Annotated in this window: 9 protein-coding genes; 7 read left to right on the top strand and 2 right to left on the bottom strand. The window is 66.5% G+C overall.

Going from position 1 to position 13,854, the window contains the following annotated elements:
- Positions 1-91 precede the first annotated feature (91 nt).
- From J3454_RS03120 to trxA, 7 genes are all read left to right on the top strand, one after another.
- Positions 92-2,452 (top strand): PAS domain-containing sensor histidine kinase, encoded by a 2,361-nt coding sequence (locus J3454_RS03120; protein WP_349512291.1) that lies wholly within the window; start codon positions 92-94, stop codon positions 2,450-2,452.
- Positions 2,453-2,457: 5 nt separating this feature from the next.
- A complete protein-coding gene (gene tsaE / locus J3454_RS03115) occupies positions 2,458-2,913 on the top strand; it encodes a tRNA (adenosine(37)-N6)-threonylcarbamoyltransferase complex ATPase subunit type 1 TsaE (RefSeq protein WP_349513128.1) in 456 nt (151 codons plus the stop codon).
- Entirely contained in the window at positions 2,910-3,899 is a 990-nt protein-coding gene (locus tag J3454_RS03110) for an aminoglycoside phosphotransferase family protein (protein WP_349512290.1), read from the top strand. Before tsaE ends, J3454_RS03110 begins: the two co-directional genes overlap by 4 nt.
- Positions 3,896-4,618 (top strand): nucleotidyltransferase family protein, encoded by a 723-nt coding sequence (locus J3454_RS03105; RefSeq protein ID WP_349512289.1) that lies wholly within the window; start codon positions 3,896-3,898, stop codon positions 4,616-4,618. Before J3454_RS03110 ends, J3454_RS03105 begins: the two co-directional genes overlap by 4 nt.
- A complete protein-coding gene (gene addB, locus J3454_RS03100; RefSeq protein WP_349512288.1) occupies positions 4,611-7,643 on the top strand; it encodes a double-strand break repair protein AddB in 3,033 nt (1,010 codons plus the stop codon). The genes J3454_RS03105 and addB overlap by 8 nt, the downstream gene beginning before the upstream one ends.
- Positions 7,640-11,185 carry a double-strand break repair helicase AddA gene (gene addA, locus J3454_RS03095; RefSeq protein WP_349512287.1) on the top strand — a complete coding sequence of 1,182 codons (3,546 nt, stop codon included), beginning with the start codon at positions 7,640-7,642 and terminating at the stop codon, positions 11,183-11,185. The genes addB and addA overlap by 4 nt, the downstream gene beginning before the upstream one ends.
- Positions 11,186-11,256: 71 nt before the next feature.
- On the top strand, positions 11,257-11,577 hold the full coding sequence (trxA, locus tag J3454_RS03090; RefSeq protein WP_349512286.1) for a thioredoxin: 321 nt from the start codon (positions 11,257-11,259) through the stop codon (positions 11,575-11,577).
- A 192-nt stretch (positions 11,578-11,769) separates the two neighbouring features.
- Here trxA and J3454_RS03085 read toward each other — a convergent pair whose 3' ends face one another.
- Positions 11,770-12,564, bottom strand: coding sequence for an inositol monophosphatase family protein (locus J3454_RS03085; RefSeq protein WP_349512285.1), 795 nt, complete (start codon positions 12,562-12,564; stop codon positions 11,770-11,772).
- On the bottom strand, positions 12,561-13,787 hold the full coding sequence (gene argJ, locus J3454_RS03080) for a bifunctional glutamate N-acetyltransferase/amino-acid acetyltransferase ArgJ (protein WP_349512284.1): 1,227 nt from the start codon (positions 13,785-13,787) through the stop codon (positions 12,561-12,563). Before argJ ends, J3454_RS03085 begins: the two co-directional genes overlap by 4 nt.
- Positions 13,788-13,854 lie beyond the last annotated feature (67 nt).

The following is a 13,854-nucleotide window of genomic DNA, read 5'->3' as shown; positions in this document are numbered from 1 at the left end:
GCCCCCGACCATGTCCGGGGCAGCGCGGGGCTGTGGCTTCAACGTCTTAACCCCGTTGCACTGACGCGCGCACGCGCATAGCGGTGAGGCGATGGAAATCTCGCCGCTTTCGCTTGTGCTGATTGCGCTGCTGCTCGCCGCATGGACGGTAGGCGCGGCGGTGGTGGTGCTGCGCGCGAACGCCGGGATGAAGCGGGCCAAGGCGCTCAAAAGCACCTTCAAGCGGATCCAGACCCTGCTCGATGTCGCACCGGCGGTTCCGTTGCTGGTGCGGATCGACGGGCGGATCGAGGCGCCGGACAAGCTTGCACGGCTGCTCGGGCTGTCCGCAACCCCCAGATATCTCAGTGAGCTGGCGTCGGCTCCCGGCGATGCTGAAGCCGGAGGGCTGGCACCCGATCAGTACGAACAGCTCTGGGCGAAGGTCCAGGCGACCCAGAAAACCGCTGCGCCGTTTCGCATGGCGCTCAATCCCCCCGGCTCGCGGCGCAGCTTGGCTCTGTACGGCACGCTCGCCGATCCGCAGGTCTCGCCCGGTGGTGCGGCGCTGGTGTGGGTTTTCGATTTCACCGAAAGTCATGCCGAAATGGCCCGCCTGCGCGCCGCCGCCACGCGGGCAACGGGCGATTTCGGCGCGCTGGTCGGTCTGATCGAAGCGGCGCCGATGCCGATGTGGTTCCGCGGCAGCGACCTTTCGCTCCAGTTGGTCAATCAGGCCTATGTCGATGCCGTCGGTGCCACCGGCGCAGCCGAGGTGGTGCAGGGCCAGATCGAACTGCTCGAACCTGAAGATGGCCAATCCCCTGCCGCAATCGCGCGTGCATCCCTGCAAAGCCAGGACAAGTCCGAGCGCATCGTTGCCGCCACCATCCACGGTGCGCGACGCACGCTGCGCGTCAGCGACCTTCCGCTGGGTCAGGAGGGTGTGGCTGGCTATGCCATCGATATCGAGGAACAGCAGCAGGTCGCGCGCGAATTCCGCGCCTTCCGCGATGCCCAGCGCGCGTTGCTCGATCAGCTTTCGGTCGGCGTCGCGCAATTCGATGCCGAGGAGCGGCTGGTCTTCGCCAATCGCCCGTTCCGCCGCCTGTTTTCGCTCACGGACGAGGCGATCGCGGCGCGCACGCCGTTCGATCGGTTCCTTGCCGAAGCACGTGAGCGCGGACGCACACCCGAAGTGCGCGATTTTCCCGAATGGCGAAGCGAACGGGCGGGGTGGTTTGAGGCGAGCGCCACGCTGGAGGAAGCCTGGCCGCTACCGGGCGGCACGCATCTGCGGATCGTGGCCCAGCCGCTGCCCGATGGCGGGCTCGTGCTTATCGCCGAAGACCGCACCGAACAGCTTGCGCTTTCGGCGGTGCGCGACACCCTGCTGCGTACCCGCACGGCCACGCTCGACAGTCTGTTCGAGGCGCTGGCGATCTTCTCGCCCGATGGTTCGGTGCAGCTTTGGAACCGTAGCTTTGCGGGGACCTGGGGGCTGACCCCCGAACTGCTTGATGCGCATCCCAGCGCCGACGAACTGCTCGGTGCGATCGGCCGCAATCTGGTGCGACCGGAAGAAGCCGGACTGATTGGCGCCGCCGTGCGTGCAGCCACGCTCGACCGGCGCGAAAAGGGCGGTCAGGTTGACTTGGCGGACGGGCGCACGTTGCGGTTTGCCGGGGTGCCGCTGCCGGATGGGAACGGCCTGCTGACCGTGCTCGACATCACTGCCTCACAGAAGGCGGAGCAAGCGCTGCGTGAACGCGCCGAGGCGCTGGAGGAGGCTGACGCGGTGAAGGCGCGGTTCCTGGCCAACATGTCCTACGAATTCCGCACCCCGCTCACCACCATTGGCGGCTATGCCGAACTGCTGAAATCAGGCGTGGCGGCTGATCCGCAGGCGGCAGGCGAATATGTCGACGCCATCCTGAGCGCGGTCGAGCGTCTGACTGAGCAGGTCGAAAACGTGCTCGACCTGTCGCAAAGCGAAGCGGGGCTGCTGCCGATCCGCAAGGAACGGCTCGATCTGCTCGAGTTTCTGACGACGCTGGTGCGCGATCGCGAGGCGGCGATCATCGCGGCCGGTCTCAGCCTCGATCTTAAAGGGCGCAAGGGCCGGGTGATCGAAGGCGATCCGCGCCAGCTTGCAAGGGCGCTGGGCAACCTCATCGACAACGCAGTGTCCGGTACGCCCGATGGCGGGCGTATCGTGATCGAAATCAGCAAGGCGCCTGAGAGTACGGACTGGAACTTCGAAGTCCGCATCGCCGATAATGGCCGGGGTATGACCGCGCAGGAACTCGCCCGCGCGCAAGGCGGGGCCAAGGCGGGCAAGCCCGGCACCCCCGAGCGCCGCACAGGGCTGGGCATTCCGCTCGCCCGGCAGCTTATCGAGGCGCATGAGGGCACGTTGGAAATCGCCAGTCGCAAGGGCGCCGGCACCACCGCGACGATCCGCCTGCCGTGAGCGAACTGCGCGAAATTTTGCCTGATCTGGCGGCGATGACCGCGTTCGGTGCGCGTATTGCGGCACGATTGCGGGCGGGCGACGTAGTGGCGCTGACCGGCGGGCTCGGGGCGGGTAAGACCACGCTGGCACGCGCTATCCTGGCTGCGCTCGGGCACGAAGGCGAGGTGCCTTCCCCCACGTTCACCATCATTGAAACCTATGACGCACCGCGATTGCACCTTCCAGTTGTGCACGCCGACTTCTACCGGCTGGAGCACCCGTCCGAACTGGCTGAAATCGGGCTCGACGATTACCGTGGGGGCGCGGTGTTGCTGGCTGAGTGGCCCGATCATGCGGGCGGGTTCGAACACGAAGCGGCGTGCCTTTCGATCCTGCTCGAACCGGCGGGAGAAAGCGGGGAAGGCGGGCGGATTGCGATTGCCCGCGCGGGCCTCGATTGGGTAGGGCGAATGCCATGAACCAGATCCCCCAAGGTCTTGCCGAATTCACCGCCCGTGTGGGCTGGGCCGATGCGCAGGTGCAGCCCTTGCCGGGCGATGCCTCGTTCCGGCGCTATTTTCGGCTTGCCCGCGCGGGCGGCGGATCGGCGATGCTGATGCACGCGCCGCCGCCGCACGAAGACCCTGCGCCGTTTCTGCATGTCGCGCACTGGTTGAACGCAAGCGGGATGCGCGCGCCTGCGATCCTTGCCGAAGATGCCGCCGCGGGCTGGGTGCTGACCGAGGATTTCGGCGATGACCGGATGCGTGATTGGCTGGACGCCAACCCGGCGGATGAACGCTCAGCCTATGAATCCGCCGTCGAGGCGCTGGTGGCGTTGCACCGCCTGCCGCCCGGCCCGTTCGCACCCTATGACATGGCGACCTACGTGCGCGAGGCTACGCTGCTGACCGAATGGTGGTGTCCGGCCCAGGGGCTCAGCGTCGATGTCGCGGGCTATGCTGCTACGTGGGAGGAGGTGCTCGCACCCGCTCTCACCCGTCAGCAACCCGGCGTCACTGTGCTGCGCGACTACCATGCCGAAAACATCATGCTGCTGGCCGGCAAGGCGGGCGGCCCGCAAGGTCTTATCGATTTCCAGGACGCGCTGGTGGGCCATCCGGCCTATGATCTCGTGTCGCTGTTACAGGATGCCCGGCGCGACGTGTCCGAGGATCTCGAAACCGCAATGCTGCTTCACTATGTTCATCATGCCGGCGGTGCGGACGAGGACTTCCTCGCAGACTACGCCCGGCTCGGCGCACAGCGGAACGCCAAGATCGTCGGCATATTCACGCGGCTCGACCGGCGCGATGGTAAGCCCAAGTATCTGGGCATGATCCCGCGGGTCTGGGCTGCGCTGGAGCGCGATCTGGCCCACCCGGCGCTGGCCCCGGTGGCACGCTGGTTCGATGCCAACATCCCCGATACGCTGCGCTTCGCTCACGGAGCCTTCGCGACATGAACGATAAGGCGCTGGTTTCCGACACCGCGATGATCCTTGCTGCCGGGCTAGGCAAACGGATGCGTCCGCTTACCGCAAGCCAGCCCAAGCCGCTGGTGCGGGTTGCAGGGCGCGCACTGATCGATCACGCCCTGGATCGCCTTGCCGAGGCGGGCGTGGCGCGGGCGGTCGTCAATGTCCACTACCTCGCCGACGCGCTCGAAGCGCATGTCACCGCTCGGGCTGTGCCGCAGGTGACAGTCTCGAACGAACGCGCGCAGTTGCTGGAAACCGGCGGCGGGATGGTGAAGGCACAGTCGCACCTGCCCGATCCGTTCTTTGCGCTGAACGCCGACAACATCTGGCTCGACGGGCCGAACAACGCCTTTGCCGAATTGTCGCGCCGCTGGAATCCCGACCATATTGACGCGTTGCTGCTGCTGGTGCCGCACGCGCGCGCGGCCAATTTCAACGGGCCGGGCGATTTCCACATGGACCCCAACGGCCTGCTGTCGCGACGCAAGGCCGGACGGATCGCGCCGTTCATCTACACCGGCATCCAGCTGGTTTCGCACCGCCTGTTGCGCGATGCGCCAAAAGGGCCGTTTTCGACCAACATCCTGTGGAGCCGCGCAATCGACGAAGGGCGGCTTTACGGCCTGTCGTTCGGCGGGTTGTGGTTCGAAGTCGGCACCCCGCAGGCGATACGCCCGACCGAAGAGGCACTGCGGCGTGGCTGAGCCGCGCCGCGTCGGCCCGCTGGTCTATTCCATCGCCGCGCATCGTGGATTCGCCGATGCACTGGTGGCGGGGCTTGTGCCGCGCTACCGCGAACCGGGTTTCGGCCTTGCCCGGCTGACCCTGCTGGTGCCGTCGAGCCGTGCAGCGCGAACTCTGTCCGAAGCCTTCATCCGCCATGCCGGGGCCAGCGGCGAGGGCGGCCTGCTGATGCCGCGCATGATTGCGGTCGGCGATCTTGACCTCGACGAGAAACTCGGCGCGGCGCTCGATCCGCTGGGCGCGGCCGATATCCCCCCGGCCTGCGATCCGGTGCGGCGCTGGCTCGTTATCGACCGCCTGATCGGCGAGGAACGCGCTGCCGAAGGGATGGAGCCGCTGCCGGGGCGTGCCCGGCTCAATCTGGCGCGGGAAATGGCGCGCAGCATCGACCGGCTGCTGGTCGAGGAGAAGCGGCCCGAGGATCTTACCAGCAAGGCGGTGCTTGATCAGCTGGGCGGAATTGCAGGTCATTGGCAGCACGCGATCCGCCTGTTCGCGCGGGTCAATGCCCGGTGGCAGGCGGAATTGGCTGCGCATGGCGAGATTGATGCGGCCACCCGCCGCAACCTGCTGTTCGACCGTGCCGCACGCCGCTGGAAGGAGCTTCCGCCGTCGCACCCGGTCGTGGCGGCGGGCGTCACCAGCGCATCGCCCGCACTGGCGCGATTGCTCCGGGCGGTCGCCGATTTGCCGCAAGGGGCGGTGGTGCTGCCCGATTTCGACCGCGAGATGGACGAGGAAGCCTGGGAAGAACTCGGCCTAGCGGGCGCAGCCAGCGAGCCGGGCGGGGCAGTGTTCGCCGCGGGCGACGCGCTCACCCATCCGCAATATCACCTGAAGCTGTTGCTGGGTCGCATGGGGGTTAACCGGGCCGAGGTGCAGCCGTGGCACCGGCGCGGGATTTCGGCGGCAGAGCCTGCGCGGACGCGGGCGATTTCATCGCTGTTCCTGCCGCCGCTCGCCAGCCGCGCCTGGGTCGACCTGCCTGCCGACAAGCGCCGTCTGGCAGGCGTGCGGCTGCTGACCAGCGCCACCATCGAAGAAGAAGCGCAGGCGATTGCGCTGCTGGTGCGCGAAGCTCTCGAACACCCCGAACATCGTATCGCGGTGGTCACCGCCGACCGGGGCTTGGCGCGACGGGTGGTGCAGCATCTCGAACGCTGGAATATCGCCGCCGATGACAGCGCGGGCCAGCCGCTGGCGCTGACCCCGGCAGGGCGACTGCTGGGCCTGTTGGCAGAGGTCGCGGCGCATGGCCCCGACCCTGCGAACCTTGTTGCGGCCTTCGGCCATCCGCTGGTGCGTAGCGCGGACGGGGATTCGCGGCGGGCATGGCTAAGCGGGCTGCGCGCGTTCGACCGGCAGCTGCGCGGACCCACGCCTGCGCCGGGGATGGAGCCGCTGCGCAAGGCAGCCGCGAAGGCTGAGATTGCCGATTGGTGGTCCGGGGCGGAGGCGCTGATTGCGCCGCTTGTCGACTGGCCGCCGCACATGCCGTTGGCCGAGGCGCTGGCCCGGCTGGCCGCAGCGGCCGAGGATTTCGCGGGGACCGCGGCATGGGAGCGCGAGGACGGGCGTGCGCTCGGCACCATGATCGAAGAATTACGCGGATTTGCCGAGGCGCTGGAGACCGGGATCGATAGCGACGACATCGCCGGGATCCTGCGCGATGCGATGGACGAAATCGCGGTCCGTCCCGGCTATGGCGGTCATCCGCGCGTGGCGATCTACGGCCTGCTGGAGGCGCGCATGGCCCGCGCCGATCTGGTGATCTGCGGCGGCCTTAACGAAGGCATCTGGCCGCAGCCGCCTGGCGCCGATGCCTTGCTTGCCCCGCCGATCCTGCGGGCGCTGGGGGTGCCGGGGGCGGAGTTCCGCATCGGCCTGGCCGCGCATGATCTCGCCGGTGCGCTGGGTGCGCCGCAGGTGGTGCTGAGCCGCGCCTTGCGCGATGCCGACGGGCCGACACTGCCGTCGCGCTTTCTGCTGCGGGTCGAGGCGCTGCTGGGCGATGATCTGGACAGGGAGCACCGCGAAACTGCGATACCCGCGCTGTTGCAGCACCTTGACCGTCAGCGCCCACCCGCGCCCGAATATCCGCGCCCCGCGCCTAATCCGTCGCCCGCATTGCGCAATGTCGCAATCAAGGTCACTGCGCTCGACCGGCTGCTGGGCGACCCCTACCAGTTCTATGCGCAAGCGATCCTCGATCTGCGCCAGCTTCAGCCGCTCGCCGCCGATCCGTTCAGCGATCCGGCGCTGCGCGGAACGCTGGTGCATGATCTGCTGGACAAGTGGCATAAGGCCCGCGCCGCCAATCCCGGTCTTGCGCTCGCCCCCTTTGCCGCTGCCCATTTCGCCGCCGAGCGGGTGCACCCGCTGTTCCGGGCATTGTGGCAGCCGCGTCTGATCGCCGCGCTCGAACGGTTTGAGCAGTGGATTGCTCAGGATAACGCCGAACAGGGCCGCACCGTGCTGGCGAGCGAGATTTCAGGTGTGATGACCGTTGATGGGGTCAAGGTGATGGGCCGCGCCGACCGGATTGACCGGATGGGCGATGGAACGCTCGGTATAGTGGATTACAAGACGGGTTCGGTGCCTTCCAAGCTGCAGGTTGAAAAGGGCTTTGCGCTGCAGCTCGGTCTGCTCGGCCTGATTGCGCAAGCTGGGGGCTTCGCGAAGGAAGGCGTGACGGCAGGCGCTGCTAGCACCTTCGAATACTGGTCGTTCGGCAAGGATGACAGCGACTTCGGCAAGCGGCAGGGCCCGATGAAGCTGACATCGCGCGAAAAAGGCCTGACGCTGGAGGAGTTTCTTCCCCACCACACTGCCAAACTGGCCGAGGCCATCGGCAAGTACATCAAGGGCGCAGAACCCTTCAAAGCGCGCGAAAACCCCGATTACAAGGGCTACAACGAATATGACCAGCTGATGCGGCTGGATGAATGGTTCGTCCGCCTGACGCAGAAGGATGGCGACGCATGAGCGGCGGTAACGGCCTCGTCTTCCCGCTGCAGGGCAACCAGTTGCTCGCGGCCGAGCCGCAGGACAATGTCTGGCTTTCGGCCTCGGCGGGAACGGGCAAGACGCAGGTGCTGTCCGCGCGCGTGCTGCGGTTGCTGCTGCTGCCCGATGTCGCACCATCGCAAATATTGTGCCTCACCTTCACCAAGGCGGGCGCGGCTGAAATGGCCAACCGCATCAACGCGGTGCTCGCCCGCTGGGTACGCCTGCCCGCGACAGCGCTGGCGAAGGAACTTGGGCATCTGGGCGCGGATATCGACCCCGCCAGCCTTGAACGCGCCCGCAGCTTGTTCGCAAGCGTCCTCGATTGCCCCGGAGGCGGACTGCGGATCGACACGATCCACGCCTTTGCTCAATACCTGATCGGCAATTTCCCTGAGGAAGCGGGCCTTGCGCCCGGCACGCGGGTGATGGATGATCGCAGCCGCGAATTGCTGGCGCGCGAGGTGTTGACCGAACTGGTCGAGGAAGCCGAGCGCAGCAATGATGTCCGCGTGCTGGACGGGATCGAACTCTTCACCACCCGCAAGGATCCGGCTGCGCTGCACAAGTGGTTGATGCGCGCGGCCGAGGCGCAGGACTTGTGGGAAGGGCCGACCGGCTGGCAATCGCCGATGGCAGCGCAGGTGCGGCAGACGCTGGGCATGCCTGCCGATGCGGATGAGGTCTGGACGGCCCAGCCGCTCGATCCCGATCTTTTTCCTGACGATATTCTGATGGCAATGCTGCCTGCGCTGGATGGCTGGAAAGCCAAGACCGGGCAGGAGGCCGCGGCCTTTCTTCGACAGTGGCTGGCGTTGGATCTGGCAGCGCGGGTGGAAGCCGTGGCGGGCTTTCGCAAGTCCATCCTCAAGGCCGATGGTGAGCCGCGCAAGATGGAGGGGGCAGCGAAGAATGACCCCGACTACACCCGCCATCAGGAGGACATTGCCGAGGCGGTTCGCGAATATGAAGACCGCCGCGCGCTGCTCGCCTGCGCCGAAGTCGTCACTGCCGCGCTCGAAATCGGCCGCGCCTTTGCCGTGCGCTGGGAAGCGCGCAAGGCCCGCGAAGGCTTGCTTGATTTCGGCGACCTGATCCGCAAGGCTGCCGCGCTGCTTTCCGACCGCGAGGCTTCGGACTGGATCCGCTACAAGCTCGATCGCCATTTCGATCACATCCTGATCGACGAGGCGCAGGATACCAACCAGAGCCAGTGGGACATTGTCGAAGCCCTGATCGACGATTTCTTCAGCGGCGAGGGCGCGCGCGGCGATACGCTGCGCACAATCTTCACCGTCGGCGATTACAAGCAGGCGATCTTCGGCTTTCAGGGCACTAGCCCCGAAAACTTCGCCCGCGCCAAGAGCCGCGTCGAGGCGCGGATAATGCAGGCCCGTGACGGGATCCGCGCGGGCCGCGTCAATCGCCGTGCGCCGGGGTGGCAGGATCTCGATCTCGGCCAATCCTTTCGGACCGCCGACATCGTGCTGAATTTCGTCAACCGCATGATTGATGCGCTGGGCTTTCCGTCCTTTGGGCTCGACCGCGAGCCGCCCCCACACATTGGCGCCGTGCGACCCGGCCTTGTTACCCTTTGGCCGCCGGTGGTGCCGGACAAAGGTGAGCGTGATAGCGAGGACGATTACGAGGACAGGGGCGCGGGCGAAAGCGGGAACAGCGAACGCGACTGGCTGCCCCGGCATGATACGCTGCTGGCCGAGCGCATTGCCGATCAGGTGCACCGCTGGGTCAGCCTTGAAGAACCCTTCGTGCTGGAAAAGGGGACCCGCCGCCATGCAGGGGCGGGCGACATCATGGTGCTCGTGCGCCAGCGCAAGGAACTCGCCGCGCAGATCGTCGCCAAGCTTTATGCGCGCGGCGTGCCGGTCGCGGGGGTTGACCGGTTGCGGCTGGGCGCGCCGTTGGCGGTGAAGGATGTGCTGGCCGCGCTGCGCTTTGCCGCGCAGCCGCAGGATGATCTGAGCCTCGCCAACCTGCTCGCATCGCCGCTGATCGGCTGGACGCAGGACGATATCCTCGCTCATGTCCCGCGTGCGCCCAAGCAGCGCCTGTGGGATCATCTGCGCCGCGAGGACGCGCCGGAATTGGTGACTGCCACTGCCGACAAATTGCGCGATCTGCTACGCCGTGCCGATTACCAGACCCCGCAGTCGCTGATCGCGTGGCTGCTGACCGGCCCGTGGCACGGCCGTGCGCGTCTGATCGAGCGTTTGGGCGCGGAGGCCAATAATCCGCTCGACGAGCTCATCAATGCCGCCTTCGCCTATCAGGCCGAGCACTGGCCCAGCCTTGCGGGCTTCATCGCCTGGTTCGATGCCGGAACGGGTGATTTGAAGCGCGATTCGGACAGTGCCCGCGGTCAGGTGCGGGTGATGACGGTGCATGGCTCCAAGGGCTTGCAGGCGCCGATCGTGATCCTTGCCGATGCCACCGGCGCGCTGGGCGATCCGGGTGATCTGGCGCTGGAGGACAATCCGCTGGGCGAAGTGCTGGATCGCGCGCGCCAAGTGCCGCTCCCGCCGCTGTCGAAGGATGAGCGCAAGGGGAGAGTTGCCGAGGCCGAGGAAGCCAAGCGGACGAGCGCGCTGCAGGAACATTGGCGGCTGCTCTATGTCGCGCTGACCCGCGCCGAGGAAGCGCTGTTCATTGGCGGGTCGCTCAACAAGAACGAAGCGAAGAAGGGCGCGGCGCACGAGGATAGCTGGTATGCGCGGCTCGCACCGCTGTTCGAAGGTCAACAGATCGACGACCCGGTGTGGCTGTGGCGCAAGGAATGGGGCGAGCGGGCCGAGCCATTGGTGTCCGACGATGGCGCTGCCGCCGATACTGCACCTCCCGAACTCCCGCACTGGGCGACGACCCCGATCGGCCCCGAGCCGCGCCCGCCGCGCCCGCTTGCGCCGTCGAGCGCGGGCGAGGAGAGCGGGGCAGAACCGCCGCTGCCGCCCGAGGCTGCGCGCCATGCTGCGCGGCGGGGCAACCTGATCCACCGCCTTCTTGAACGGCTCCCGGATGTTGCGGCGGATGAGCGCGAGCCTGCCGCGCGGCGCTGGCTCGAACGGCAGGCGGGCGATCTGCCTGACGACGTCCGCGACGAGATGCTAGCCGCGGCGTTGGCAGTGATCGATCATCCTGACTTTGCCATGCTGTTTTCCTCGCAAGCGCTGGCCGAAGTCCCGCTCGCCGCCACGGTCGGGGGCGTGGTGGTGGCCGGCACTGCCGACCGGCTGCTGATCGAGGAGACGCGCATCACGGTGGTGGATTTCAAGACCACCCGTCGTCCCCCCGCCAGCACTGCCGATATTCCGCTGGCGACCTTGCGCCAGATGGCGGCCTATGTCGCAGCGGTCGAAGCGATCTATCCGGGGCGCGACGTGCGTGCAGGTGTGCTCTACACCCACGCGCCTGTGTTGTACGACCTGCCACCCGAAGACCTTCAGCGTCACAAGAACGCATTGCAGACCCCGCAGCAATCCTTTCCGCCGCCGGATATTGAGTGAACAAGCGGCGCGCACTAGATTGCATTGCAAGATGCGGCGCCCCTATGCTGCCGCCTCAAAGGAGATTTGTTATGGCCACCGTCAATGTCACCGATGCCAGCTTTCAGGCCGATGTGCTCGACAGCGATACCCCCGTTCTGGTCGATTTCTGGGCCGATTGGTGCGGCCCGTGCAAGATGATCGCTCCGGCGCTGGAGGAAATCAGCGAGGAACTCGACGGGCAGGTGCGGATCGCCAAGGTCGACATCATGGAGAACACCGATATCGCCGCGCAAATGGGCGTACAGTCGATCCCGCTGATGGTGCTGTTCAAGAACGGTGAAGCAGTCGCGCGCAAGCTTGGCGCTGCGCCGAAAAGCCAGCTCAAGTCGTGGATCGAAAGCGAACTGTAACGCCCGCCGCGCCGCCTCCACGCCGCCGCGGCGCGCGTGTAGGAGACACATGAGACACTGTCCAGGAACGGAAAAGCTGCCCGCGCATCGGGAGTTGGGCAAAGGGCGATGGAGTGCGGGTGAAGACAGGCCATGCCGGGTGTGCTGGCATGGCCTGTTCGATTAGGAAAGCGCTCCCGAGCCGTCGCTGGATCAGACCGTGATCCGCGCAATGAATTCATCCCAGATCGCCGGGCTCGATGCACCGACAAGGTCGGGCCTGTCCTGCTCATCGACCCGGTAATCGCTGCCATCGATCCGCGCCGCCTTGCCGCCCGCCTCGTTCAACCACAGCACGCCTGCGGCATGATCCCAGGCCAGCGTGCGCTTGAAGCTGGAAATGTCGTTTTCGCCCAGCGCGAGGCGCGGGTACTGCTCGGCGGCGCAGCGCGGGATGTCGACCAGCGTGTAATGCGGCGCCAGCCTGGCATCGACGTCGCGCGATTCCTCGGGGGTCAGAAATAGTCGGCTGACGGCGGTGACGGGCGGCTGCTGCCCGGTGGTGCGCGCGGCGATCCGTGTCCCATCGACAAAGGCACCTTCGCCGCTGCGGGCATGGCAGAACCGCTCGCGCAGCGGATCATAAATCCAGCCCGCCACTGCCCGACCCGCGTCGGCGAGCGCGACGATGATTCCGAACGGCTCCCTGCCCTCCGAAAAATTGGCCGTGCCGTCCAATGGATCGATGATCCAGCACTGGCCAGAAAGCGCGTCGAGCACGGCCGGGTCGGCATGGGCGGCTTCCTCGCCCACCACCGCCACGCCGGGCGCGAGCCGGGTGAGGGCTTCTGTCAGGAAGGCTTCCACCTCGCGGTCGACAATGGTCACCGGATCGTTTGCGCCCTTCATTTCGATGTCATGCGCCGCCAACTGGCGAAAGCGCGGCAGCATCGAACGCTGCGCGGCGAAGCGCATCAGATCACCAATTTCGTCATCCAGTGCGCTCACGACCGGTAATCCGCGTTGATCGCGATGTAGCCATGCGTGAGATCGCAGGTCCAAACGCTTGCCCGCCCGTCGCCGAGGCCGAGATCGACTGCAATATCGATCGCGTCGCCCTTGAGGTGTGCGGCAACCGGGGCTTCGTCATACCCATCAACCGGCAGGCCGTTCTTCGCCGTCCACACTCCGCCGAAAGCGATCGAAAGCTTGTCACGGTCAGCCGGTTCGCCTGCCTTGCCGACGGCCATGACCACGCGGCCCCAGTTGGCGTCCTCACCCGCAATGGCCGTTTTCACCAGCGGCGAATTGGCAATGGAAAGGCCGATAGTGCGCGCACTTTCATCACTCGCCGCGCCGCTCACGCGGATGGTGATGAATTTTTGGGCACCCTCGCCATCGCGCACAACAGCCTGCGCAAGATTGCGGCACACATCGGCGAGCGCGGCGGCAAAGGCATCCGCGCCGGGGCTGTCCCAGCCTGCGATCCGGGTATTGCCAGCCTTGCCTGTCGCAAAAACGAGCACGGTATCGCTGGTCGAGGTGTCGCCGTCGACCGTGATGCAACTGAACGTCGCTGCATTGGCGCGCCCCAGCGCTTCTTGCAGGAATGCAGGCGCGACATCGGCATCGGTGAATATGTAACCGAGCATGGTCGCCATGTCGGGCGCGATCATGCCGGATCCCTTGATGATCCCGGCGAGTTCCACCCGCACATCGCCCACCATCGCGCTTGCGCCAGCGCCCTTGGCGAAGGTGTCGGTGGTGCCGATTGCATGGACGGCATCCTCCCATCCGCACGGCTGCGCATGCAGCGCCGCTTCGACGCCGGCACGTGCCTTGTCCTTGGGCAGCGGCACGCCGATTACGCCGGTGGAGGAGACGAAGACCTCGTCTCGTGCGCAGCCGAGATGGACGGCGACCTGATCCATGATCTGTTCCACCGCCTCGCGCCCGCGATAGCCGGTGAAGGCGTTGGAATTGCCCGCGTTGACGATTAGCGCCCGCGCGCGCCCCTGTTTCACCGCCTCGCGTCCCAGTTCGACTTCTGACGAGGCGCAGGCGCTCTGCGTGAATACGCCCGCGACGGTGGTGCCCTGCGCCAGTTCGGCGAAGGTCAGGTCACAGCGGTCCCAATCCTTGTAGCGCGCTTGCGCAATGCGCAGCGTGACGCCGGCGATGGCAGGCAGTTGCGGAAAGGGAAGGGCCAACGGAGATCGGGTGATTTGCATGACCGGCGCTCTAGGATGCTGGCAGCGTCCAGTAAATATCGCACAAGCCGGTGGACGAAACGCGACG

Origin of the sequence: Erythrobacter sp. NFXS35 (assembly GCF_040148725.1) — a bacterium.
Classification (GTDB): domain Bacteria; phylum Pseudomonadota; class Alphaproteobacteria; order Sphingomonadales; family Sphingomonadaceae; genus Erythrobacter.
This window is presented reverse-complemented; position numbering and strand designations above follow the sequence as displayed.

Coding starts and splice junctions, on each gene's coding strand:
- trxA (WP_349512286.1), top strand. CDS start 11,257: ATGGCCACCGTCAATGTCACCGATGCCAGCTTTCAGGCCGATGTGCTC.
- J3454_RS03105 (WP_349512289.1), top strand. CDS start 3,896: ATGAACGATAAGGCGCTGGTTTCCGACACCGCGATGATCCTTGCTGCC.
- argJ (WP_349512284.1), bottom strand. CDS start 13,787: ATGCAAATCACCCGATCTCCGTTGGCCCTTCCCTTTCCGCAACTGCCT.
- addA (WP_349512287.1), top strand. CDS start 7,640: ATGAGCGGCGGTAACGGCCTCGTCTTCCCGCTGCAGGGCAACCAGTTG.
- J3454_RS03120 (WP_349512291.1), top strand. CDS start 92: ATGGAAATCTCGCCGCTTTCGCTTGTGCTGATTGCGCTGCTGCTCGCC.
- J3454_RS03110 (WP_349512290.1), top strand. CDS start 2,910: ATGAACCAGATCCCCCAAGGTCTTGCCGAATTCACCGCCCGTGTGGGC.